This is a genomic window from Micromonospora sp. CA-259024 (assembly GCF_050936255.1).
GTDB lineage: Bacteria > Actinomycetota > Actinomycetes > Mycobacteriales > Micromonosporaceae > Micromonospora.
On sequence record NZ_JBNJND010000001.1, the window covers coordinates 390,945 to 411,783 of the forward strand.

Here is a 20,839-nt window from a genome sequence, read left to right on the forward strand (position 1 = left end):
GACGGTGACGCCGGGGCGGAGACGACCGCCACGCAAAACGGGTTTCCTGGCGTGGTGCCCTGCTGGTGGTCGGAGTATGGGCACGTGGAGTTTCTGGTGGACATGGTGACGACGGTGCCGGAGGGCACGTCGGAGGACGAGGTCGCCGACATGCGTCGGCGTGAGGCGGCCCGCTCGGCCGAGCTGACGGCACAGGGCAACCTCCTGCGTCTGTGGCGGCCACCGCTTGCACCGGGGGAGTGGCGGACCTGGGGGCTGTTCCGTGCCGACGACGCGGACGAGCTGGAGCGGGTCCTCGCGTCGATGCCGCTGCGCGCCTGGCGGCGCGAGACCATCACTCCGCTGACGCCGCACCCGAACGACCCCGGTCAGCCGTCCCGGTGAGCCTGGACGGGCCCGCCACTGCCACCTGACCCAGCAGGGAGATCACCATGTCCAGCGCCGAGGCCCAGATCCTGCGGACCGTCCTCGACCGGTGGAAAGCGGCGCTCGACGCCCACGAGCCGGATCGCGTCGCGTCGTACTTCACCGACGACGCGATCTTCCAGGGTCTGCACCCGTACACCGTCGGCCCTGCCGGCGTCGCCGCCTACTACGCCGCGCAGCCGCTCGGCCTGACCGCCGCGTACGACATTCGGGAGACCCGCCGTCTCGCCGACGACCTGGTCCTCGGCTACCTGGAGGTGGAGTTCGGCTTCACCGACCGGCCGGCCCTGACCGTCCACCTCGGCGTGCTCGTGCGCCGGATCGGCGAAACCTGGCTGATCAGCCACTACCAGGTGTCGCGGCTCAACTGACCGGGTCGACACGACACCGCAGCCCTCGGCCGTGTCGACGGCCGAGGGCTGCCCGGTGCGCGGGAGGGGCTACGGAGTGACAGTGGCCTGGTAGGTCAGGATCTCCGTGCCGTTGCCTTCCTCGCCGTTGTCCGGTGCGGCCCACATCGTCAACCGGTTGCCGTCGGCGGCGAGCTTGACCGGGTTGCGGGTGGCCACGTGCCCGGCGGTGGACCACTGCTGGAAGGGCACCTCGCGGAGCACGTCGTGGCTGTGCAGGTCGATCAGGGCCAGGCCGCCGAGCTCATAGGTGGCCGTGCTGCCGCCGGCGGTGGGGGTCTGGGGCAGGTTGGTGACGCCACCGCAGATCATCTTGCCGTTCGGCACGTACTGGCAGTCCTGGTAGTCGACGAAGAAGCTCTCGTTGTCCCAGGTGCGCAGCTGCTTGCCGCGTGGGTTCCACTCCGCGAAGCGACGCGATCCCCAGGTGTTGCCGACGAGGTGGCCGGTGGTCTTGTCGAGGACCACGCCGCCGAAGTGGTCGGTCACCTCGAACTGCTTGTGCACCCGCAGGCTGGAGGCGTCGACGCGGTAGACGATCGTGCTGCTGTTGGGGCGGTACTGCGCGACCGGCACCCAGACGTTCGTCCCGTCGAAGTCGATGCCGCCCGGGTGGTACATGTCGCCCTCGCCGAGGACGATGTCCCGTTGCAGGTTGCCCTGGCGGTCCATGACGAACAGGTGTCCGACGCCCTTGCCGGGGCTGCGGTCGTACCCGTTCTGCGGGGTGGGGTACTTGACGGTCGGCTCGATGATCTCGACCGAGGAGAGGAAGATCCGGTCGCCGGCGAAGGCGATGCCCTCGGTGTGGAACGTGGGGAAGTTCAGCTTCAGTTTGCCGGTCTGCTGCCAGGAGGTGTTGCGGTCCACGGCACCGAAGGCGGTGGCCAGCGCGGTGTCCCGGGAACGGCCCGTGTCGGTGTGCCCGGCTGCCGGGCCGGTGGCCTGGGCGGTGGCGGTGCCACCGAGGACGGCGGCCAGGGCCACACCGACGGCCAGGGTCCACCTGGTGGTCGTCTTCATCGTTACCTCTTCACAGCGGGTTGCAAGGGACCCGGTGAACGTAGGTAGCCGTCGTGAACGTCTTCTGATGCTGGCGTGTCACAGCCCCGAATGATCGTGGCGGGCCCGCCGAGGAGCCTGCCACGATCCCGCAACGGTGTCAGAGCCGGTCAGAGCTGGTCGGTGCCGAAGGTGTCGCAGGTCTTCGGGTCGCCGCGGTCGTAGCCCCGCTGGAACCAGCGCTGCCGCTGCTCCGAGGTGCCGTGGGTGAACTGGTCGGGGTTGATCTGCCCACCGGAGCGCTCCTGGATGCTGTCGTCACCGATCGCCTCGGCGGCCTGCACCGCCTCGCTGATGTCGCTCGGGGTGATCGACGTGAACAGCGGTTCCTGGCCGGTCTTGTCCCTGCTCTCGGTGGCGTGCCTGGCCCAGGAACCGGCGTAGCAGTCGGCCTGCAACTCCAGCCGCACCGAGGCGGAGCGGGGGCCGCTCTGCTCGCCCTGACCGGCCCGCTCGTTGGTGCCGAGCAGGTTCTGGACGTGGTGGCCGTACTCGTGGGCGAGTACGTAGGGCTGGGCGAACTCGCCCTTGGCGCCGAACCGTGAGGCCAGCTCGTCGTAGAAGCTCAGGTCGATGTACACCTGCCGGTCGGCCGGGCAGTAGAACGGGCCGACGCCCGAGTCGGCCTGCCCGCAGCCGGTGTTCACGGCGGCCTGGAAGAAGTTGGTGTCGGTCGGCTCGTACGGTCCGTTGCCCAGCTCCGGGTACGCCTTCTGCCAGTAGGCCTGGATGCTGTTGACGAAGAGCAGGTTGCGGCAGCGTGCGTCGTCGAAGCGCTGGGGGTTGTCGCGCGAGCACAGTTGCTCCAGGTCGGTGCCGCCGCCCTGCCCGCCCTCGTCGCCGTTGGTCATCGCGTTCAGGCCGAAACCGCCGCCGAGCAGTGCGACCAGTACGGCCACCACGATGCCGATCAACCCGCCGCGACCACCGCCGCCGGGCAGTGGAATGCCGATGCCACCGCCCGCCCCACCGCCTCGGCCGCGGTCGTTGACCTGGGAAGTGTCGAGTTCGGCCCGCTCGTTGAGTTCCATGCTGACCCCGATCGCCGTATGTCCGTGATTGTCGTCTGGATGTCGTTGTGTCGCCCACCTGCCGGAAGGGGTCCGGACAGCGGTTCCGGTACCCGATGATCTTGGTTGGTAATCCGGGCGGGCCGTCCAGCGGCGCCCGGTACACTTGTCGGGTGCTGCGCTGCGAAGGCTGACCGCCCCGCGCCGTCGGGCCCCCTTGAGCCCGCCGGCCGTTTCGCGTGCCCCGAGTCAGCCTTCAGACCCCGAGAGCGAGCCCGAAAACATGATCACTGCCACCGGCCTGGAGCTCCGTGCCGGCTCCCGGATCCTGCTGTCCGACACCACGCTGCGCGTGCAGCCCGGTGACCGGATCGGCCTCGTCGGCCGCAACGGCGCCGGCAAGACCACCACGCTGAAGGTGCTCGCCGGTGAGGGGCAGCCGTACGCCGGCCAGATCGACCAGCGCAGTGCCATCGGCTATCTCCCGCAGGACCCGCGCACCGGCGACCTGGAGGTGACCGGCCGCGACCGGGTGCTCTCCGCGCGCGGTCTGGACGTGCTGATGTCCCAGATGCAGGAGATCGAGGCCCGCCTCGCCGAGGACACCGACGAGAAGCTGGTCCGCCGCTACGGCGCGCTGGAGGACCAGTTCGCCGCCCTGGGCGGGTACGCCGCCGAGGCCGAGGCCGCCCGGATCTGCGCCAACCTCGGCCTGCCGGACCGGGCGCTCGCGCAGACCATCGGCACTCTCTCCGGCGGTCAGCGCCGGCGCATCGAGCTGGCCCGGATCCTGTTCCGCGACGCCGGCGAGAACGGCGGCGGCATCCTGCTGCTCGACGAGCCGACGAACCACCTCGATGCCGACTCGATCACCTGGCTGCGCGGCTTCCTCGCCAACCACAAGGGCGGCCTGATCGTGATCTCCCACGACGGCGCGCTGCTGGAGTCGGTGGTCAACAAGGTCTGGTTCCTCGACGCCACCCGCTCCGTGGTCGACGTGTACAACCTGGGTTGGAAGGCGTACCTGGAGGCGCGCGAGACCGACGAGCGGCGTCGCCGCCGGGAGCGGGCCAACGCGGAGAAGAAGGCCGGCGCGCTGATGGCGCAGGCCGACAAGATGCGGGCCAAGGCGACCAAGACCGTCGCCGCGCAGAACATGGCCCGCCGCGCCGAGAAGCTGATCTCCGGCCTGGAGGAGGTGCGGGTCGCCGACCGGGTGGCCAAGGTGCGCTTCCCCAACCCCGCGCCGTGCGGCAAGACCCCACTCACCGCGACCGGCCTGTCCAAGTCGTACGGCTCGCTGGAGATCTTCACCGACGTCAACGTCGCGGTGGACCGGGGCTCCCGGGTGGCCATCCTCGGGCTCAACGGTGCCGGTAAGACGACGTTGCTGCGGATGCTCGGCGGCCTGCTCACTCCGGACACCGGCGAGGTGCACGCCGGGCACGGTCTGCGGTTGGGCTACTACGCCCAGGAGCACGAGACGCTGGACGTGGAGCGGACCGTGCTGGAGAACATGCGCGCCGCCGCCGTCGAGCAGTCCGACACCGACCTGCGCAAGATTCTCGGCGCGTTCCTCTTCTCCGGCGACGACGTGAACAAGCCGGCCGGGGTGCTCTCCGGTGGCGAGAAGACCCGGTTGGCCCTGTCCACCCTGGTCTGTTCCGGCGCCAACGTGCTGCTGCTCGACGAGCCGACGAACAACCTCGACCCGGTCAGCCGGGAGCAGGTGCTCGACGCCATCGCCAACTACCCGGGCGCGATCGTCCTGGTCACCCACGACCCGGGCGCGGTGCTGGCGCTCAAGCCGGACCGGGCGATCCTGCTGCCCGACGGCGACGAGGACGCCTGGAGCGACGACCTGCTCGAGCTGGTCGAGCTGGCCTGACCGGGCCGGTTCGGGTCGTCCGGCTCGGGCCGTCCGGCCCGGCTCTCAGCCGAGCAGGTCGACCAGTCGGCCGAGCACGCCGGAGCTGACCAGGATCACCACCCCGATCGCGACGAATATCGCCGGCACCAGCCAGTGGCCCGCGCGCTCGACCAGCCGGACCACCCGGGGGTGCCCGCCCAGCCAGGCTCCGGCGGCGCACCACAGCGCTATGAGCAGCACGAAGACCAGCAGGAAGGCCGCGCTGTCGGTGGGGCCGAGGGCGCGGAAGACGGGTACGTACACGGCCACGTTGTCGGCGCCGTTCGCGATCGTCACCCCGGCCACCCCGAGCGTGGAGGCCACCACGGCGGGCGTCTCGTCGTCGTCCCGTCGCACGAGAGCGCGGACGCCGAGCACGATCGGCAGCAGTCCGAGCAGCCCGGTCCACGGGTCGGGCACCACCAGCAGGCCGGCGGCGATCACCGCGCTGGCCAGCGCCAGCGTCCCGATGCCGAGGTACTGCCCGGCCACGATCTGCCAGGGCCGTGGTCGGCCGGTGCGGCGGGCGGTGACGAAGAACAGGGTCAGGATGACGATGTCGTCGATGTCGGTGGCAGCGAAGACCGCGGCTGCCCCGGCCGCCGTGCCCAACAGGTCGATCATGACCGCAGGGTACGGGTGGTCGACGGGTGCTGCCGCGCGGCGGCGGTACGGCGGGCCGGTGTGGTGGGGCCCGTCGGGAGGATCACTCTATCGGGAAGCTGACATTGCATAGCGTGTCGGTTGGCGAAGAGTTGATATCTGGCGCATGATCGTTCGAGGCGGTCTAATAGGTGGGACCGTATCCGAACCGCACAGTCTGGGACGTGAGGACACAGCATGGCAGCCACTGGCACAGCCACCAGCACTGAGAAGGGTCGCCGGATCGTCGGAGCCGAGCGTCAGACGCTCGCCAAGGACCTGGTAAAGCGGTACACCTCGGGGGAGAGCATCCGCGCGTTGGCGGCCTCGACCGGCCGTTCCTACGGGTTCATCCACCGAGTGCTCACCGAGTCCGGGGTGCAGCTGCGTCAGCGCGGTGGTGCCCGGCGCCGCAAGAAGGCGTGACCCGCCCCTCAGCGTCGTCCACCAGCGCCGCGCCCCGGGCCGCCCGGTGACCGCCGAGGCGACCGGGGTCCGGCTGACCTGCGACGGGCCGGTTGCCACGGTGACGTTGTGCCGGCCCGACGTGCTCAATGCTCAGACGCCCGCGATGTGGCGGGCGATGAGCGACTTCTCCCGCGACCTGCCCGGTGACGTGCGGGTGGTGGTGGTGCGGGGCGAGGGGCGTGCGTTCTCCGCCGGCCTCGACCTCGCGGTGGCTGGCGCTTCCGGCCCGGGCTCCTTCGCCGAGCTGGCCACGCTGCCCGAGCAGGAGTGCGCGGAGCGCATCGCGGGGTTCCAGGCCGGCTTCACCTGGCTGCATCGCCCGGACGTCATTTCCGTCGCGGCTGTGCAGGGCCACGCGATCGGTGCTGGCTTCCAGCTGGCGCTCGCCTGTGACCTGCGAGTGCTGTCCGCGGACGCGAAGCTGTCGATGGCTGAGGTGACCCTCGGCCTGGTGCCCGACCTGGCCGGCACGAAACGCCTCGTCGAGTTGGTCGGCTATGCGCGGGCGCTGGAGATCTGCGCGACCGGCCGCCGGTTGGACGCCGCCGAGGCGGACCGGATCGGGCTGGCCACCCTTGTCGTGCCACCGGCCGAGCTGGACGGCGCGGTCCAGGACCTGACCGCCGGCCTGCTCTCCGGGGCCCGCGACGCGGTGGTGGAGATCAAGGCGTTGCTCGCCGGTGCGGCCGGGCGGTCGCACGCCGACCAGCAGCGCGCCGAGCGGGAGGCGCAGACCCGCCGGCTGCGTGACCTGGCTGGCCGGGGAGAATAGGTAAGGACCGCGCGGGAAGATCCGGGTTACGACAGAGGTTGTCACAGTCGTCGGGAGAATTGACCTGACGGTGCGGTCTGCCCGACGACCCGGAGGTGAGCGGTGTCCAACCCGATGTCCGGCGGTGGCATGGCCGGTTGGAGCATGCTCCGGTCGATGCGCAACAGCGACGAGGTCTCCAGCCACCGCCTGAAGCGCGGGGTGGCCCGGCGCATCGTGGCCTTCGCCCAGCCCTACCGGCGCGACATCGCCGTCTTCCTGGCCACCGTGGTGCTGGCCGCCATCATCGGCGTGGCCACCCCGGTGCTCGCGGGTGACGTGATCAACGCGATCAACAGGGGCGGCGCCGAGGCCGGCCGACTGGTGGTGCGGCTGGCCCTGTTCATCGCCGCGCTGGCGGTCGCCGACGCACTGCTGTCGCTGGCCCAGCGCTGGTATTCCGCCCGGATCGGCGAGGGCATCATCCTCAACCTGCGCACCCGGGTCTACGACCACGTGCAGCGGATGCCGTTGCAGTTCTTCACCCGTACCCAGACCGGTGCCCTGGTCAGCAGGCTCAACAACGACGTGCTCGGTGCCCAGCGGGCTTTCACCTCCACGCTGTCCGGTGTGGTCAGCAACGTCATCCAGCTGGTGCTCACCGCGGCGGTGATGTTCACCCTCTCCTGGCAGATCACCGCGCTCTCCCTGGTGCTGTTGCCGATCTTCATCATTCCGGCCCGCCGGGTCGGTCGACGGCTGGCCGACATCACCCGCGAGGCGTACAACCTCGACGCCAAGATGAACGCGACGATGACCGAGCGGTTCGGGGTGGCCGGCGCGCTGCTGGTGAAGCTCTTCGGCCAGCCCGAGATCGAGGCCCGTCGGTTCGCCGGCCGGGCCGAGCGGGTCCGCGACATCGGCATCCAGTCCGCGATGTACTCGCGGACGTTCTTCGTGGCGATGCTGCTGGTCGCCTCACTGGCGCAGGCGCTCACCTACGGCCTCGGTGGCTGGCTCGCGGTGACCGGCGGCGTCAGCGCGGGCACCGTGGTGACGCTCGCGCTGCTGCTCACCCGCCTGTACGGCCCGCTCACGGCGCTCTCCAACGTCCGGGTGGACGTGATGAGCGCGCTGGTCTCCTTCGACCGGGTCTTCGAGGTGCTCGACCTGAAGCCGGGCATCGTGGAGAAGCCGGACGCGGTGCCGGTGCCCCGCAGCGCCGGCCGGGTCGACTTCCGCGATGTGCGGTTCCGCTACCCGAGCGCCGCCGAGATCTCCCTCGCCTCCCTGGAGGAGGTCGCCACCCTCGACCGGACCGTCAACGAGCCGGTGCTCAAGGGGGTCTCGTTCAGCGTCGAGCCCGGGCAGATGGTCGCGCTCGTCGGCCCGTCCGGCGCCGGCAAGTCGACACTGTCGATGCTCATCTCCCGGATCTACGACGTCACCGACGGGCAGGTGCTGGTCGGTGGGGTGGACGTGCGCGACGCGACGCTCGCCTCCCTGCGCGACGAGATCGGTGTGGTCACCCAGGATTCGCACCTGTTCCACGAGACGATCGCCGAGAATCTCCGCTACGCCAAGCCGGATGCCACCGACGACGAGATCTGGGCCGCGCTGGCGGGTGCCCAGGTCGCAGACCTCGTCCGGTCCCTGCCCGACGGGTTGGACACCACCGTCGGCGAGCGCGGCTACCGGTTCTCCGGCGGTGAGAAGCAGCGCATCGCCATCGCCCGGCTGCTGCTCAAGGCCCCGTCGATCGTCATCCTCGACGAGGCGACCGCACACCTGGACTCGGAGAGCGAGGCGGCGGTGCAGCGCGCGTTGTCGGTGGCGCTGGCCGGGCGGACCGCCCTGGTGATCGCGCACCGGCTCTCCACCGTCCGCGACGCCGACCAGATCCTGGTCCTCGATGGCGGACGGATCGTCGAGCGGGGGCGGCACGACGAGTTGGTCGCCGTCGGCGGGCTGTACGCCGAGCTGTACCGGACCCAGTTCGCGGTCGCCGACTCGCCCACCCCGTTCGTCGACGCGACCGGCCCCGAACCGGTGGTCATGCCGCTCGGCACCTACCGCGCCGACGAGGTGCTGCCGCCCGCCGCCGCCAACTGACCGTCGGGCGGCCCGGGTCGGTCCGTCCTGGTCACTCCGGCGTGCCGCGATCGACTCGGGTTCCTGGAAGTCGGGGTGTCCTAGACGCCTCGACAGCCCGACTTCCTTGAAGCCGAGTCGATCACCGGCCGGGTGGCCGCCACCCGTAGCTCTGCGAACGCCAAGCCCAGCGTGACCGGGGTGAAGTGGGCGTTCAGGCCGCTCGGGTTGGGCAGCACCCACAGCCTCGCCCCGGCCAGCGACTCCGGTTGCCGCCCGAAGGTGGCTTTCGGCCGCTGAAAACCGATCCGGTACGCGGTCACCCCCACCACCGCCACCCAGTGCGGCCGGTACCGGGCCACCTTCTCGGTCAGGATCGCGGCACCGTCGAGGAGTTCCTGGGCGCTCAGCTCGTCGGCGCGAGCGCTGGCCCGGGCCGCCATGTTGGTGATGCCGAGCCCGAGTGCGGGCAGCTCGTCCTGCTCGCTGGGGTGCAGCAGCCGGGGTGTGAACCCGCCCCGGTGCAGGGCCGGCCAGAACCGGTTGCCCGGCCGGGCGAAGTGCCACCCCGTCGCGGCCGACCAGAGGCCGGGGTTGATGCCGACGAAGAGCACCGCCAGCCCCGGCGCGAGGACGTCGGGGATGGTCCGGTCAGCGGCCGCCGCCAGCTCCGCCCGGGTCGGCCGGGCCGTCCCGGGCGTCGCCGTCAGGTGACCGGCCTGGTTCCCGGGTCCCGGCCGTCCGATGTGCCGCGCGTTGATCGACTCGGGTCCCTGGAAGTCGGGGTGTCCTGGTCGCGTCGACCGCCCGGTTTCCTTGGGGCTGAGTCGATCAATGGCCGGGTGGTCGGGCTGGGCCGGCTCACGCGGCGTCATGGCACGGGCAGGTCGGGCCCCGTCGCGCGTCACAGCCCGCGCAGCGCGCCACCGTCGACCGGCACGGTGAGCCCGGTCAGGTAGCTCGCGGCGGGGGAGAGCACGAACGCGGCCACCCGGCCGAACTCGGCCGGGTCTCCGATGCGGCGCAGCGGGATGCCGGCCTCCGCCTCGGCGCGGGCACGCTCCGGGTCGCCGGTGGCGGCGAAGAGCTCCCGGTTGCGGTCGGTCAGGATGCGGCCGGGCAGCAGGCCGACCACCCGCACCCCGCGCGGGCCGTAGTCGTCGGCGATGTCCTTGGCGGCCCCGACCAGACCGGGCCGCAGACCATTGGAGATGCCGAGGCCGGGCACCGGGCCGCGGGCCGAGGTGGAGAGCACCAGCCCGATCGCGCCACCATCGGGCAGCGCGCCGGCGATCGTGCGTACCGCGCGGATGGTGCCCAGGAAGACGGTCTCGAAGGACAGCCGCCACTGCTCGTCGGTGATCGCCGCGGCGTTGCCCGGCGGTGGCCCGCCGACCGAGATCAGCGCGCCGTCGAGCCGGCCGAAGTGCTCCCGGGCCGCGGCGACGAGCTGTCCCGGGGTCTCCGGGTCGGCCAGGTCGGCGGTCAGCCCGACGGCCCGCTCCGGGCCACCCAGCTGCTGTGCGGCGGCGGCCACGGCGTCCGGGTCCCGGGCCGAGAGCACGACCCGCGCCCCGTCGGCGACCAGGCACTGCGCGGTCGCGTAACCCAGGCCGCGGGAGGCGCCGGTGAGGACGTACACGCGGTCGGTCAGTCCGAGATCCATAAGGCCGATCCTGCCGCATCCGGCACGCCGTCGCCACCGGCGGTGGACGCCGTCGGTGGACGCGGAGCGGCGCGCAGCAGGCGTACCCGCCCGGCGATCTGCACCGCGGCGGCGCCACCGGCGCGGCCCACCGCCGGCAACCGGCGCGGACGTGGCGCCCGAAGCCCGTCGTAGCGCAGTCGCGCCTCCCGGACGGCCAACTCCTCGGCCGCTGGCGGGGGCAGCGCGCGCTGGTCGTGCAGTGCACGGGCCAGGTCCCAGCCGTCGCGCAGTGACCCCGCGGTCGGTCGCCGGGCGGCCCAGCCGGCGAAGGTCGTCGACCAGCTGGCACCGAGGCCGGCGGCGAGCAGCGGCCAGTGCCGGGCCACCTCACCGGCACGTTTGCGTAGCAGGGCCGCCCGGGTGGCGGCCAGCTGGGCCGGTGCGAACCCCGGCGGTGGTGGCCCTCCGGCGACCAGCGTCGCGACCAGCGCCGCCTGCCGTTCGGCGAGCCCGGCGAGATCGCCGGATGGCCGTTCGCCGGTGCCGTCTCGCGGTTCGCTCATGTCACGGCCGGGAAGCCGGCGGCGGCGGCCAGGGCGTCCAGCTCGGCACGGAGTTCGACTGCCGGTGGGTAGTGGCCGTCCCGTTCCAGCAGCAGCGCCGGTGGTCGCCGCCGGGCGCAGAGCGCGCCCACCAGCTCCAGCACCGCCGCGGGCACCGGGTCGGTGTGGGTGTCGTGGTAGAAGCCGCCGTGCTCCGCGCCGCCGGCCACGTGGGCGTACGCGACCCGCTCCAGCGGCAGACGGTCCAGCAGCGCGAGCGGGTCGGCGCCCCGGTTGCGGGCGTTGGCGTGCACGTTGGCCACGTCCAGCAGCAACAGCGCCCCGGTCCGGTCGAGGATCTCGGTGAGGAAGTCCGCCTCGTCCAACTCGTCGTCGGGCCAGTCGACCAGCGCGGCGATCGGTTCCAGCGCGATCGGTACCGGCAGCTCGGCCTGTGCCCGTGCCACGTTGGCGCAGACCGCGTCGACGGCCTCCCGGCTGCGGGGCAGCGGCAGCAGGTGCCCGGCCTCCAGGCCACCGGCTCGGACGAAGGCGATGTGTTCGCTGACCAGCGGTGCGTCGAGGCGTTGCGCCACCGCCGCCAGGTGGGCGACCCGGGCCGGGTCGACCGGCTCGGCGCCGCCGAGGGAGAGCCGCACCCCGTGCGGTACGACCGTCACCGCGCGCTCCCGCAGCCGCGCCAGGCCTGGCGGGAGCGGCCCCGATGCCGGCACCGCCTCGGCCACCACCTCGACGAAACGTAGCCCGGGTAGCTCGGCCACGAAGCCGGCGATCTCCGGACGCCAGCCGATGCCGACGCCGGACGGCCCGGTCATCCGCCGCACCCCCCACCGCCGCAGCCGCCACCTCCGCCTCCGCCGCACGAGCTGCCGCCGCCGGAGCTGTCTCCGCCCCCGCCGGAGGACCCGTCGGAGCCCCCGGTCCAGCCGGAGTTGCCGATCGCCTGGCGCTGAATCTCGGCCTGCTCGGCGAAGCCCGGGTCGAGCGCCCAGAGCGAGGCGGTGCCGTAGAGGGCCACGCCCATCGCCGCGCCGGCCGCTCCGTAGGTCGCGTAGGCCGGCGCGGAGGCCGGGGCGAGGTGGGTGTGCTCGCGGCGGACGTCGCGCAGCGCGGCCCGACCGGCTCGGGTGCGTACGGGCGCCCGGCCCAGCAGCAGCGCGACACCCAGGAGCGCGGCCAGGGTGAGCAGCAGGTAGCCCACCGGGCGACCATTCGCCACGCCAAAGAACAGCCGGAGCACACCGAGACCCAGCAGGGCGATCAGGACCGTGGTCCAGAGGCGGGCACGCCTGCGCTGCATGTCGTTCGTGAGCAACCCGCGCTGCTCCAGGCCGTAGCGGATCTGGTGCAGCGCGATGCGTACGCGTTCGTCCTGCGGCAGGTCCTGGGCTCGCGAGTGCTGGTGAGCGGCCCAGTGGATGGCCTGCTCCAGTGGGGTGAGCCCGGCCGGCGCGGCACCGGCGGTGGTCAGTCGGCGGTCCGGTCGTACGCCGATCGCGCCGCTGCCGCGCAGACCGCCGAGCGCGGCGTGCACGGCGAGTCGAGGTCCACCGTTGAGGTACGCGACCTGTTGCGGCCCGAGTGGGTCGGCGGTCGGGGCAGTCCCCGCGCCGGCCGCGAGGCGGATCCGGTGGTAGACCGCGATCGCCACCACCACGGCGGCCGCCACGATGTAGTACCGGAGGAAGGTCGGGCCGGAGATGCCCCAGGTGTCGCCGGACGCGGCGTGGACGATCATCGACTGCTCCTGTCACCGGAGGGATCGGCGGCCCCATTGTGGAGCAGCCTCGCCACGGTTGGCAGACCGGTGTCCGCGCGGTCAGCGGCGGCGGACCGCCTCCTCGACCAGGTCGAGCACCGGGCCCAGGTCACCGGCGGGTCGGCCCATGGCCAGGTGCAGCACCAGCCCGTCGTAGGCCAGCTCCAGGAACTGGGCCAGCACGTCGATGGGTACGTCCTCGCGCAGCACCCCGGCGTCGCGTTGGCGGGCCAGTCGGTCGCGGGTCGCCTCGGCGATCGCGGCGGACCGCTCCGCCCAGCGCCGGGCGAACGCCGGGTCGGTGCGCAGGCGGCGGGAGACCTCCAGTTGGCTGCCCAGCCAGCCGGTGGTGTCCGGGGAGACGGCGCGGGCGAGCAGGTCGCGCATCACCTGCACCAGGCCGTTGCGGGCCACCGTCTCGACCATGGCCGCGGCGTCGTCCTCGGCGACGGCCAGGAAGAGCGAGTCCTTGTCGCGGAAGTGGTGGAAGATGGCGCCGCGGGACAGGCCGGTGGCCTCCTCGAGGCGGCGCACGGTCGCCCCCTCGTAGCCGAGCCGGGCGAAACACGCCCGCGCGGCGGCGAGGATCTCCTGCCGGCGCGCGTCGAGCTGGTCCTGGCTTACTCTGGGCACGCGTCGATCGTCGCAGGTCACCCCGGGGCATGCAAACCGTACGTACGGCTTGGTATGTCGCCGACTACCATCGCCCGGTGACCCTGCCCCGCACCGTGCCCACCGCCCCGCTGTCCGTGGCCACCGTTCAGGCCACGCCGACTCCGGGTGACGTCGCCGGTAACGCGGTCGCCGCCGCCGACCTGGTCCGCCAGGCCGGCGAGCTGGGCGCCCGGGTGGCCGTCCTGCCGGAGCTGTTCCTCTGCGCGTACCACCCGCCGACCCTCGCCGCGGACCCGGCCGGCACCGACGTCGCGGCCGACCCGGCCGGGGAGGTCGCGGATCCCCGGCTCGACCCGCTGCGCGCCGCGGCGCGCGAGGCCGGCGTCACCGCGTTGGTCGGCGCCGCGGCCCGGCACCCGGACGGCCGGCGGACCATCGCCGCGCTGGTGGTCGACCGTGCCGGCGCGGTCCGGGTCGGGTACGACAAGCAGCAGCTGTGGGGCGACGAACGCGAGCTGTTCAGTGCCGGCGGTCGGGGTGCCACGCTGCTCGTCGACGACTGGCGGCTCGGGCTCGGCATCTGTTACGACGGTTGCTTCCCCGAACACGGCCGGGCCGCCGCCCTCGACGACGCGCACGGTTACCTGTGCCCGAGCGGTTACCTGGCCGGCTCCGAGCACCGCCGGGACCTGTACTACGCCGCCCGGGCCCTGGACAACACCATGTTCGTGGTCTTCTCCAACGCGGTCGGCGGCGCCGACCCGTGGCGGTTCAACGGCGGCGCGGCGATCTACGACCCGCAGGGACGGGTGCTGGCCCGGGCGGGCGACGACGGTTCGGCGGTGCTGGTGGCGACGTTGGACCCGGCCGTGCTCGCGGCCACCCGGGCGGCCCATTCGATGCTCGCCGATCGCCTGCCGGACCAGGGCGGGCCTCGGGTGTCGATGTCCGGCTGAACCCGTCGTCAGGTCGATACCCGCTGGATCTGTTGGCGGACACGTCGGTCCCGTAGGGTGCCCGAGTGCCACTGCTCCTGCTGGACCTGGACAACACCCTGCTGGATCGGGCCGGGCCGTTCCGCCGCTGGGGTGAGCGCTTCCTGGACGGCATCGGCGCGCCCCCCACCGACATCGACTGGCTGATCTCGCTCGACGCCGACGGGTTGACCGACCGCTGGGATCTCGCCGACGCGATCCGGGACCGCTACGAGCTGCGCATCCCCTCGATCGACCTGGTGGAGGAGCTGCACGACGGGGTGGTGGCGGAGACCCGGCTCGATCCGCTGACCGCGTGCGCGCTGCGGATCGCCGACGACGCCGGCTGGGTGCCGGTGGTGGTCTGCAACGGCACGGTACGCGTCGAGGACACCAAGATCCGCAAGACCGGTCTGGACCGCTACGTCGCCGACTGGGTGATCTCCGAAGAGGCCGGAGTCAGCAAGCCCAATCCGCGGATCTTCGCGCTCGCCGCCCAGCGCGTCCGGATGCCGCTCCGCGGCGCCTGGGTGGTCGGCGACAGCCCGGAGGCGGACATCGGCGGCGCCGCCGCGGTCGGGCTGCCCAGCGTCTGGCTGCACCGGGGGCGCACCTGGTCGGACGTCCGGTTCGCGCCGAGCCGCACCGCGGACGGGCTGATCGCCGCGGTCGCGACCGTACTCGCCCGCTGAGCGCTTCGCCTCCCGGTCGAGGCGGGGCGGACGGCGGTTCGGTAAATCGGTTGACCGGCTGCCGCGCGGCGGCGAGCATTGTCGGCGCATCGTGCATCCGGGCGTGCGCCCGGTCGAGGAGAGGGGGTCGGTCATGGCCGTCTTCGCAGGTCGCTTCCAGCTGCCTTTCTCAGCCTCGACCAAGGGAACCTCACCACAGTGCGCGATCACGACCTTCCGGCGCTGGAGCGCCGGAGCCGCGGCAAGAGCCGCTTCGACGACGACGAACCACAGTTTCTGAAGCGCGGGCGGCCGACCGAGCCGCCCGCGGACCCGGACAGCGAACCTGATCCGGACACCGGCGCACGCTGGTCGTCCTGGGACGACGCCGTGCACGGGCCCCAGCCGCACCCGGCCTGGCTGGTCACCGAGTTGGCCGCCAGGGACACCGAGCTGGGTGTGCTGAAGACCGGCAAGGAGGCGGACGTCCACCTGGTCCGCCGGGCGGTGCCCGACACCGACCGGTCCTGCCTGCTGGCGGTCAAGCGCTACCGCGACCCCGAGCACCGGCTGTTCCACCGGGACGCCGGCTACCTGGAGGGTCGCCGGGTGCGCCGGTCCCGGGAGAACCGGGCGATGGCCGGCCGGACGGCTTTCGGGCGGCAGATGATCGCCGGGCAGTGGGCCGCCGCAGAGTTCGACGCCCTGTCCCGGCTCTGGGAGATCGGCGCCGGGCACGACCGGATCGCCGTGCCGTACCCGGTGCAGCTGCGGGGTACCGAGCTGATGCTGGAGTTCGTCGGTGACGCCGAGTCGGGGCAGGCGGCGCCCCGGCTGGCTCAGCTACGACCCGGCCCGACCGAGTTGCGCGATCTGTGGGCCCAGTTGGTGGAGGCGCTGCGGGTGCTGGCCCGGGCCGGCTACGCGCACGGCGACCTGTCGCCGTACAACCTGCTCGTGCACCAGGGTCGGTTGGTCGTGATCGACCTGCCGCAGGTGGTCGACGTGGTGGCGAATCCGCAGGGGCCGGAGTTCCTGGCCCGCGACGTGCGGGTGGTCGGCGCCTGGTTCGCGGCACGGGGGCTGCCCGCCGAGCAGGTCGATCCCGGCACGCTGACCGGAGAGCTGCTGCGCGAGGCGGGCCTCCGCTGATCGGAGCGGGTCGGGCGGCCACACGCCCGACCCGCCACGCCGGTTACTGCAGGTATCGCTCCACCTCGGGCTTGGGGCGTTCGCCCTGTGCGTCCGGGTCGCCGTGGGTCTCCCGGGCGGCCCGCCGACGGCGCAGCAGGTCCCAGCACTGGTCGAGGGACTCCTCCAGGTTGCGCAGTCGCTCGCTGGCCTCGCCCTCGGTGCCCGACTCGTGGGCCTGGGCCTCCGCACGCAGCTTGTGTTCCTCGTCGACCAGTTCGGAGATCCGGTTCAGGATGGTCTTGTCGTCCATGCCACAGAGCCTGGCACAGGGCGCCCGGCGTCGCCCGGATTCGGGGGTACCGGTGCGTCCCCGGTCACGCTCGCGGGTGGGCCGTTCCGAGGCCGTTCGCCCGTGTCGATGTCGCCGCCGCTCCGGGGCGACGGCGCCGGGCGTCCCGCCCATGCCGTCGGGCCGTTGACGCGCACGTCCGCAGGTGATCCTCCATTCAGGACCACGGCGGCGCGGTGTCGCCGACCCGAGCCCCGCCCCACGAGTGGAAATTCCACCGTACGCAAGTCTGGAGGTGCCCAACGTTTGGTGAGATGCTTCCGTCGGCCCAGAAGGTGAAAGTTTCATCAACCTGCCCGACCGAAGTGGACCGCTGCGGTCGCCGGGACGACGAGGAGACGTGGTTCGATGTCGCAGGTGTCCGAGGCGCGCCCCGCCACCGTCAGCACCGAGCCCCGGACGATCCCGTTACGACGCGCTCTGCCGGCACTGGTCCGCGATCCGCTGGGCGCGCTCGTCGACTTCGCGCAGGCCGCCGACGGCGAGGTCATCCGGCTGAACCTCGGCACGTTCCGCCCCTATCTCGTCAGCCACCCTGAGCACCTGCAACGGGTGCTGAGGGACAACGTTGCCAACTACACCCGCGACGGCGACGGGTTGCTCTGGCGACCGGTCCGTCGGATCGTCGGCGACGCCATCCTGGTCGCCGAGGGTGAGATCTGGGAGTCCAGCCGAGGCGCGCTGCAACCGTTGTTCACCGCCAAGCGGGCCGAGACGCTCGTCGACAAGATGGCCGAGGCGATCAACGAGGCGGTCGACGAGTGGTTCGAACCGGCCCGCGACGGTCGCCCGATCGACGGCGGCGCCGAGCTGACCCGGATCGTCCTGCGCACCACCATGCGAGTGCTCTTCGCCGACCGCATCTCGGTCCCCGATGCCCTGCGGATCAGCGCCGCGCTGGACACCCTCACCACCGCGATGCTTCCGCGACTGCTGGTGCCGTTCGTGCCGTACGCGGTGCCGATGCCCGGCGACCGGCGATTCCGCGACGCGGTGCGCACCATCGACGAGGTGGTGCTGCCGATCATCCGGGAGGCCCGGGCCCGTCCCACCGACGGCGACGACATCATCTCCACGCTCTGCCGGCCGCGTGCCGACGGCAGCGAACCCGACGAGTACGCGATCCGCGGCGACGTGGTCGCGATGTTCTCCACCGCCACCGAGACCACCATCGCCCTGCTCTCCTGGCTCTGGCCGGTGCTGGCCTCCCGACCCGACGTGGCCGAGCGGATGACCGACGAGATCGAGCAGGTCGTCGGCGCCGAACGGGTCGGCCGTGAGCACCTGCCCCGGCTGCGCTACGGCCGGATGGTGCTCGACGAGATGCTGCGGCTCTACCCGGCCGGCTGGATGATCCCACGGACCGCGGTCGGCGAGGACGTGCTGGGCGGGGTGCGGATCAAGGCCGGCGGCACGGTGCTGGTCAGCCCGTACGTCACCCAGCGGATGTCGACGTTCTGGAACGACCCGGCGCTCTTCGACCCCGAGAGGTTCGCGCCGGAGCTGCCCCGGCGGCCCTACCGCTACTCCTACTTCCCGTTCGGCGGAGGCCCGCACCAGTGCCTCGGGCAGTACCTGTTCCTGCTGGAAGCGCAGCTCATCGTCAGTACCGTGCTGAGCCGCTACCGTTTCCGGCTGCGCGAACCGGCCGACCTCACGCCTCGGGTGGGCGCCTCGCTGCAACCCAAGCAGCGGGCTGAGCTCATCCTCACCCCGGTCGAGCGTCCGGTCGCATCGTGACGGAGACCCCGCGACCGGCGCGGGCCGGTCAGGACGCGGTCGCCGAGCAGGGCCGGGTGTGCGCGCTCGCCGTGCGCGGCGTACGCGACCTCCAGGACGTCACCGCCGCCCACCCGGAGCTGTTCGAGGCCGCACCGTTCGACCCGGCGCTGCTCAGCTCGGTGGCCACCGTGGTCGCCTTCATCGCACCCTGGCACACCGCCGCCGAACTGCGGATCACCACCCGTACCGTGCTCTGGGTCTTCGCGGCCGACTGGCAGGTCGACTACCTCGCCCGGTCCGTGGACGACGTCCGGCAGGTGGTGACCGACTGCCTGGCGGTGGCCGACGGCGCGGCACCCCCACCGGGGCGACACCTGGCACGGCTGCTGGCCGACCTGCGCGACGAGCTGACGACCGTGCCGGCGTTCGCCCGGCTTCGCCCGATCTGGCGCGACGAGCTGGCCCGGATGCTCGCCGCCGCGGCTCGGGAGTGGGACTGGAAGAACCTGCCGGCCGACCCGACCACCGGGCAACGCCTGCCGGACCTCGACCGCTACCTGGAGAACGCCGACAACTCTGGCAGCTCCTTCGTCAACGTCACCCACTGGATCGCCACCGGCGACGAGAAGACCCTCGCCCAGTTGACCGACCTGCTGGACGCCGGACGTGGCGTGCAGCGGGTGCTGCGGCTGGTCAACGACCTCGCCACGCAGGGGCGCGACGCCGAGTGGGGTGACCTGAACGCCCTTTCGCTGGTCGACGACCCGGCGCAGGTGCACGACCGGCTGGCCGAGCTGACCGCCCGGTCCCGGGGGGACCTGGCCGCCCTCGCCGAGCGGTGTCCCCGCCAGGCGGACTACCTGAACCGGCAGATCTCCTTCACCGGCGGCTTCTACCAGCTGTCGGACTTCTGGGGGGTGCGCGATGAGTGACGGCGCATCCCGGGTGCTCGCCGCCGCGACGACCGGGGGCGGCCCGGCCACCGACGCCGCCCGCGAGCTGATCGCCGGCCTTGCCCTGCGGCCGTGGGGGCGGGTCGCCCCATCGGTGTACGAGACCGGTCGGCTGGTCGCCGGCGCTCCGTGGCTGGCCGGGCACCACCAGCGGATCGGGTTCCTGCTGGACGCTCAACGCCCGGACGGGGCGTGGGGGCCACCCGAGGGGTACGCCCTGGTGCCCACCCTGAGCGCCACCGACGCGCTGCTCGCCGCGCTCGTCGACGGCCGGGCCGGGACGGACCTGCTCGCCCCGGTGGCCCGTGGGCTCGGCGCGCTCACCGGCACCCTGCTCGCCACCGACGCGCGGGCGTTGCCGGACACCCCGGCGCTGGACCTCATCGTCCCGGCGCTGGTGAACTCGATCAACGACCGGCTCGCCGGGCTGGACCGGGTGACCGGGGACCGACTGCCTCGCCCGCCGTTGGCGCTGCCCGTCGGGCTCAACCCGGACCGGCTGCACGCGGTGCGGTCCGCGGTGGCCGCCGGCGCGGAACTACCGCCGAAGCTGGCCCACTTCTACGAGATCCTGGACGCGGCACCCGTCGACGCCGGGCCCACCCTCACCGCCGTCGGCGCGTCGCCCGCCGCGACCGCGGCCTGGCTGACCACGGCCGGTCCGGATGCCGGCCCCGCCGCGCACGCCTTCCTGCGGACACTGATCCGAGACAGTGGCGGCCCGGTGCCCTGCCCGGCCCCGATCACCGTCTTCGAGCGGGCCTGGGTGCTCAGCAGCCTGCACCGCGCCGGCGTGGCGATCAACCCGCCGAGCGCCGTCCTGGCGAGCCTGACCGGCGCGACCGGCGCCCAGGGCATCGCCACCGGCGACGGCCTGCCGAGCGACGCCGACACGACCTCGGTGGCGCTCGACGCGCTGGCCCGGCTCGGCCGCCCGGCCGACCCGTCCAGCCTGTGGGCGTACGAGACGACTGAGGGTTTCTGCACTTGGCCGGGGGAGGACGGGTTCTCGGTCACCACCAACGCCCACGTGCTGGACGCCTTCGGTCAGCACCTGACCCGGCACCCGGACGCGGACGCGCGCTACCGCCGGGCGGTCGACCGGCTGAGCGTGGTGCTGCCCGCGCACCAGCGTGCGGACGGCGCCTGGCAGGACCGCTGGCACGCCTCGCCGTACTACGCCACCGCCTGCTGTGTGCTGGCGCTGGCGGAGTCCGGCACAGGCGCGGCGGCGGCCGAGGCGGTGGACCGGGGGGCCCATTGGGTGCTGGACAGCCAACGCCCGGACGGCTCGTGGGGGAGGTGGGCCGGCACCGCCGAGGAGACCGCGTACGCCCTGCAGGTGCTGCTGGCGGTGCCGACGACGGTGCCACGGGTCGACGACGCGGTGGCCCGGGGGCACGCCTACCTGCATGCGTACGCCGGCCGGGAATACCCTCCACTGTGGTACGGCAAGGAGCTGTACTGCCCGACCGTCATCGTGCGCGCGGCAGTGCTCGCCGCCTGCCGTTTGGCTGCCATTCGCACCTCCGACGTCAGCCATTCGGTGGTGGATTGTGGTTACCGGGCAATAAAAACAACAACTTGAGGGGTTGTGTGGACACTGCTAGCGTACGCAGAGCCTCAGCCCCGTATGCCCCGCTGCGGTGGGACGTCGCCCCCCTCTGATCACCCGTTGATGA

The 20,839-nt window shown here is 72.6% G+C and carries 22 protein-coding genes; 12 read left to right on the forward strand and 10 right to left on the reverse strand.

The features are described 5' to 3' along the window. The first annotated feature begins 84 nt into the window (after nucleotides 1–84). Together ACQEUX_RS01810 and ACQEUX_RS01815 are read left to right on the forward strand one after the other, a co-directional pair. On the forward strand, nucleotides 85–384 hold the full coding sequence (locus ACQEUX_RS01810; RefSeq protein ID WP_433040089.1) for a muconolactone Delta-isomerase family protein: 300 nt from the start codon (nucleotides 85–87) through the stop codon (nucleotides 382–384). Between the two features lie 47 nt (nucleotides 385–431). Next, on the forward strand, nucleotides 432–797 hold the full coding sequence (locus ACQEUX_RS01815; RefSeq protein ID WP_433040092.1) for a YybH family protein: 366 nt from the start codon (nucleotides 432–434) through the stop codon (nucleotides 795–797). Nucleotides 798–866: 69 nt separating this feature from the next. Here ACQEUX_RS01815 and ACQEUX_RS01820 read toward each other — a convergent pair whose 3' ends face one another. Then, nucleotides 867–1,859 carry a DUF6454 family protein gene (locus ACQEUX_RS01820; RefSeq protein WP_433040095.1) on the reverse strand — a complete coding sequence of 331 codons (993 nt, stop codon included), beginning with the start codon at nucleotides 1,857–1,859 and terminating at the stop codon, nucleotides 867–869. A 149-nt stretch (nucleotides 1,860–2,008) separates the two neighbouring features. Continuing rightward, on the reverse strand, nucleotides 2,009–2,929 hold the full coding sequence (gene ypfJ, locus ACQEUX_RS01825) for a KPN_02809 family neutral zinc metallopeptidase (protein WP_433040098.1): 921 nt from the start codon (nucleotides 2,927–2,929) through the stop codon (nucleotides 2,009–2,011). A gap of 262 nt (nucleotides 2,930–3,191) precedes the next feature. Here ypfJ and ACQEUX_RS01830 point away from each other — a divergent pair, with 262 nt between their 5' ends. Next, on the forward strand, nucleotides 3,192–4,796 hold the full coding sequence (locus ACQEUX_RS01830) for an ABC-F family ATP-binding cassette domain-containing protein (RefSeq protein WP_433040101.1): 1,605 nt from the start codon (nucleotides 3,192–3,194) through the stop codon (nucleotides 4,794–4,796). A 45-nt stretch (nucleotides 4,797–4,841) separates the two neighbouring features. On the opposite strand, the gene ACQEUX_RS01835 is transcribed toward ACQEUX_RS01830, so the two are convergent. Further along, nucleotides 4,842–5,441: a cadmium resistance transporter gene (locus tag ACQEUX_RS01835; protein WP_433040104.1), complete on the reverse strand. Its 600-nt coding sequence runs from the start codon at nucleotides 5,439–5,441 to the stop codon at nucleotides 4,842–4,844. Between the two features lie 216 nt (nucleotides 5,442–5,657). On the opposite strand from ACQEUX_RS01835, the gene ACQEUX_RS01840 reads away from it, so the two are divergent. From ACQEUX_RS01840 to ACQEUX_RS01850, 3 genes are all read left to right on the forward strand, one after another. Beyond that, entirely contained in the window at nucleotides 5,658–5,885 is a 228-nt protein-coding gene (locus tag ACQEUX_RS01840) for a helix-turn-helix domain-containing protein (protein ID WP_007462679.1), read from the forward strand. A gap of 46 nt (nucleotides 5,886–5,931) precedes the next feature. Further along, a complete protein-coding gene (locus ACQEUX_RS01845) occupies nucleotides 5,932–6,699 on the forward strand; it encodes an enoyl-CoA hydratase/isomerase family protein (protein ID WP_433040107.1) in 768 nt (255 codons plus the stop codon). A gap of 114 nt (nucleotides 6,700–6,813) precedes the next feature. Continuing rightward, complete coding sequence (locus ACQEUX_RS01850) at nucleotides 6,814–8,790, forward strand: ABC transporter ATP-binding protein (protein ID WP_433049509.1); 1,977 nt, start codon at nucleotides 6,814–6,816, stop codon at nucleotides 8,788–8,790. 80 nt (nucleotides 8,791–8,870) lie between these two features. On the opposite strand, the gene mug is transcribed toward ACQEUX_RS01850, so the two are convergent. The 6 genes from mug to ACQEUX_RS01880 form a co-directional block, all read right to left on the reverse strand. Further along, complete coding sequence (gene mug / locus ACQEUX_RS01855; RefSeq protein WP_433040110.1) at nucleotides 8,871–9,644, reverse strand: G/U mismatch-specific DNA glycosylase; 774 nt, start codon at nucleotides 9,642–9,644, stop codon at nucleotides 8,871–8,873. 29 nt (nucleotides 9,645–9,673) lie between these two features. Then, nucleotides 9,674–10,435: an SDR family oxidoreductase gene (locus ACQEUX_RS01860; RefSeq protein WP_433040113.1), complete on the reverse strand. Its 762-nt coding sequence runs from the start codon at nucleotides 10,433–10,435 to the stop codon at nucleotides 9,674–9,676. Next, complete coding sequence (locus tag ACQEUX_RS01865) at nucleotides 10,420–10,980, reverse strand: hypothetical protein (RefSeq protein ID WP_433040116.1); 561 nt, start codon at nucleotides 10,978–10,980, stop codon at nucleotides 10,420–10,422. The genes ACQEUX_RS01860 and ACQEUX_RS01865 overlap by 16 nt, the downstream gene beginning before the upstream one ends. Beyond that, nucleotides 10,977–11,795, reverse strand: coding sequence for a DUF692 domain-containing protein (locus ACQEUX_RS01870; RefSeq protein WP_433040119.1), 819 nt, complete (start codon nucleotides 11,793–11,795; stop codon nucleotides 10,977–10,979). The genes ACQEUX_RS01865 and ACQEUX_RS01870 overlap by 4 nt, the downstream gene beginning before the upstream one ends. Continuing rightward, entirely contained in the window at nucleotides 11,792–12,718 is a 927-nt protein-coding gene (locus ACQEUX_RS01875) for a TIGR04222 domain-containing membrane protein (protein WP_433040122.1), read from the reverse strand. Before ACQEUX_RS01875 ends, ACQEUX_RS01870 begins: the two co-directional genes overlap by 4 nt. Nucleotides 12,719–12,799: 81 nt before the next feature. Further along, nucleotides 12,800–13,372, reverse strand: coding sequence for a TetR/AcrR family transcriptional regulator (locus tag ACQEUX_RS01880; protein ID WP_184176807.1), 573 nt, complete (start codon nucleotides 13,370–13,372; stop codon nucleotides 12,800–12,802). Between the two features lie 77 nt (nucleotides 13,373–13,449). Between ACQEUX_RS01880 and ACQEUX_RS01885 the strand changes: the two genes are divergently transcribed. The 3 genes from ACQEUX_RS01885 to ACQEUX_RS01895 all read left to right on the forward strand — a co-directional run bounded on the left by ACQEUX_RS01885 (nucleotide 13,450) and on the right by ACQEUX_RS01895 (nucleotide 16,151). Further along, entirely contained in the window at nucleotides 13,450–14,310 is an 861-nt protein-coding gene (locus tag ACQEUX_RS01885) for a carbon-nitrogen hydrolase family protein (RefSeq protein WP_433040126.1), read from the forward strand. Between the two features lie 65 nt (nucleotides 14,311–14,375). Then, nucleotides 14,376–15,020 (forward strand): HAD family hydrolase, encoded by a 645-nt coding sequence (locus ACQEUX_RS01890; RefSeq protein WP_433040129.1) that lies wholly within the window; start codon nucleotides 14,376–14,378, stop codon nucleotides 15,018–15,020. Nucleotides 15,021–15,218: 198 nt separating this feature from the next. Further along, nucleotides 15,219–16,151, forward strand: coding sequence for a serine protein kinase RIO (locus ACQEUX_RS01895; RefSeq protein ID WP_433040132.1), 933 nt, complete (start codon nucleotides 15,219–15,221; stop codon nucleotides 16,149–16,151). A gap of 43 nt (nucleotides 16,152–16,194) precedes the next feature. On the opposite strand, the gene ACQEUX_RS01900 is transcribed toward ACQEUX_RS01895, so the two are convergent. After that, the gene (locus tag ACQEUX_RS01900; protein WP_433040135.1) at nucleotides 16,195–16,443 is read right to left on the reverse strand and encodes a DUF2630 family protein; all 249 of its coding nucleotides are present in this window, start codon (nucleotides 16,441–16,443) and stop codon (nucleotides 16,195–16,197) included. A gap of 441 nt (nucleotides 16,444–16,884) precedes the next feature. On the opposite strand from ACQEUX_RS01900, the gene ACQEUX_RS01905 reads away from it, so the two are divergent. Genes ACQEUX_RS01905 through ACQEUX_RS01915 form a run of 3 tightly spaced genes read left to right on the forward strand, consistent with a single transcriptional unit; the run spans nucleotide 16,885 to nucleotide 20,745 of the window. Beyond that, complete coding sequence (locus ACQEUX_RS01905) at nucleotides 16,885–18,222, forward strand: cytochrome P450 (protein ID WP_433049512.1); 1,338 nt, start codon at nucleotides 16,885–16,887, stop codon at nucleotides 18,220–18,222. Next, entirely contained in the window at nucleotides 18,219–19,136 is a 918-nt protein-coding gene (locus ACQEUX_RS01910) for a terpene synthase family protein (protein ID WP_433040138.1), read from the forward strand. The genes ACQEUX_RS01905 and ACQEUX_RS01910 overlap by 4 nt, the downstream gene beginning before the upstream one ends. Further along, complete coding sequence (locus ACQEUX_RS01915) at nucleotides 19,129–20,745, forward strand: prenyltransferase (protein WP_433040141.1); 1,617 nt, start codon at nucleotides 19,129–19,131, stop codon at nucleotides 20,743–20,745. The genes ACQEUX_RS01910 and ACQEUX_RS01915 overlap by 8 nt, the downstream gene beginning before the upstream one ends. Nucleotides 20,746–20,839 lie beyond the last annotated feature (94 nt).

Excerpts from the sequence above, each read along its gene's own strand:
- ypfJ (WP_433040098.1), bottom strand. The coding sequence starts at position 2,929 with ATGGAACTCAACGAGCGGGCCGAACTCGACACTTCCCAGGTCAACGAC.
- ACQEUX_RS01915 (WP_433040141.1), top strand. The coding sequence starts at position 19,129 with ATGAGTGACGGCGCATCCCGGGTGCTCGCCGCCGCGACGACCGGGGGC.
- ACQEUX_RS01900 (WP_433040135.1), bottom strand. The coding sequence starts at position 16,443 with ATGGACGACAAGACCATCCTGAACCGGATCTCCGAACTGGTCGACGAG.
- ACQEUX_RS01820 (WP_433040095.1), bottom strand. The coding sequence starts at position 1,859 with ATGAAGACGACCACCAGGTGGACCCTGGCCGTCGGTGTGGCCCTGGCC.
- mug (WP_433040110.1), bottom strand. The coding sequence starts at position 9,644 with ATGACGCCGCGTGAGCCGGCCCAGCCCGACCACCCGGCCATTGATCGA.
- ACQEUX_RS01875 (WP_433040122.1), bottom strand. The coding sequence starts at position 12,718 with ATGATCGTCCACGCCGCGTCCGGCGACACCTGGGGCATCTCCGGCCCG.
- ACQEUX_RS01840 (WP_007462679.1), top strand. The coding sequence starts at position 5,658 with ATGGCAGCCACTGGCACAGCCACCAGCACTGAGAAGGGTCGCCGGATC.
- ACQEUX_RS01870 (WP_433040119.1), bottom strand. The coding sequence starts at position 11,795 with ATGACCGGGCCGTCCGGCGTCGGCATCGGCTGGCGTCCGGAGATCGCC.
- ACQEUX_RS01830 (WP_433040101.1), top strand. The coding sequence starts at position 3,192 with ATGATCACTGCCACCGGCCTGGAGCTCCGTGCCGGCTCCCGGATCCTG.
- ACQEUX_RS01860 (WP_433040113.1), bottom strand. The coding sequence starts at position 10,435 with ATGGATCTCGGACTGACCGACCGCGTGTACGTCCTCACCGGCGCCTCC.
- ACQEUX_RS01835 (WP_433040104.1), bottom strand. The coding sequence starts at position 5,441 with ATGATCGACCTGTTGGGCACGGCGGCCGGGGCAGCCGCGGTCTTCGCT.
- ACQEUX_RS01815 (WP_433040092.1), top strand. The coding sequence starts at position 432 with ATGTCCAGCGCCGAGGCCCAGATCCTGCGGACCGTCCTCGACCGGTGG.
- ACQEUX_RS01865 (WP_433040116.1), bottom strand. The coding sequence starts at position 10,980 with ATGAGCGAACCGCGAGACGGCACCGGCGAACGGCCATCCGGCGATCTC.
- ACQEUX_RS01850 (WP_433049509.1), top strand. The coding sequence starts at position 6,814 with ATGTCCGGCGGTGGCATGGCCGGTTGGAGCATGCTCCGGTCGATGCGC.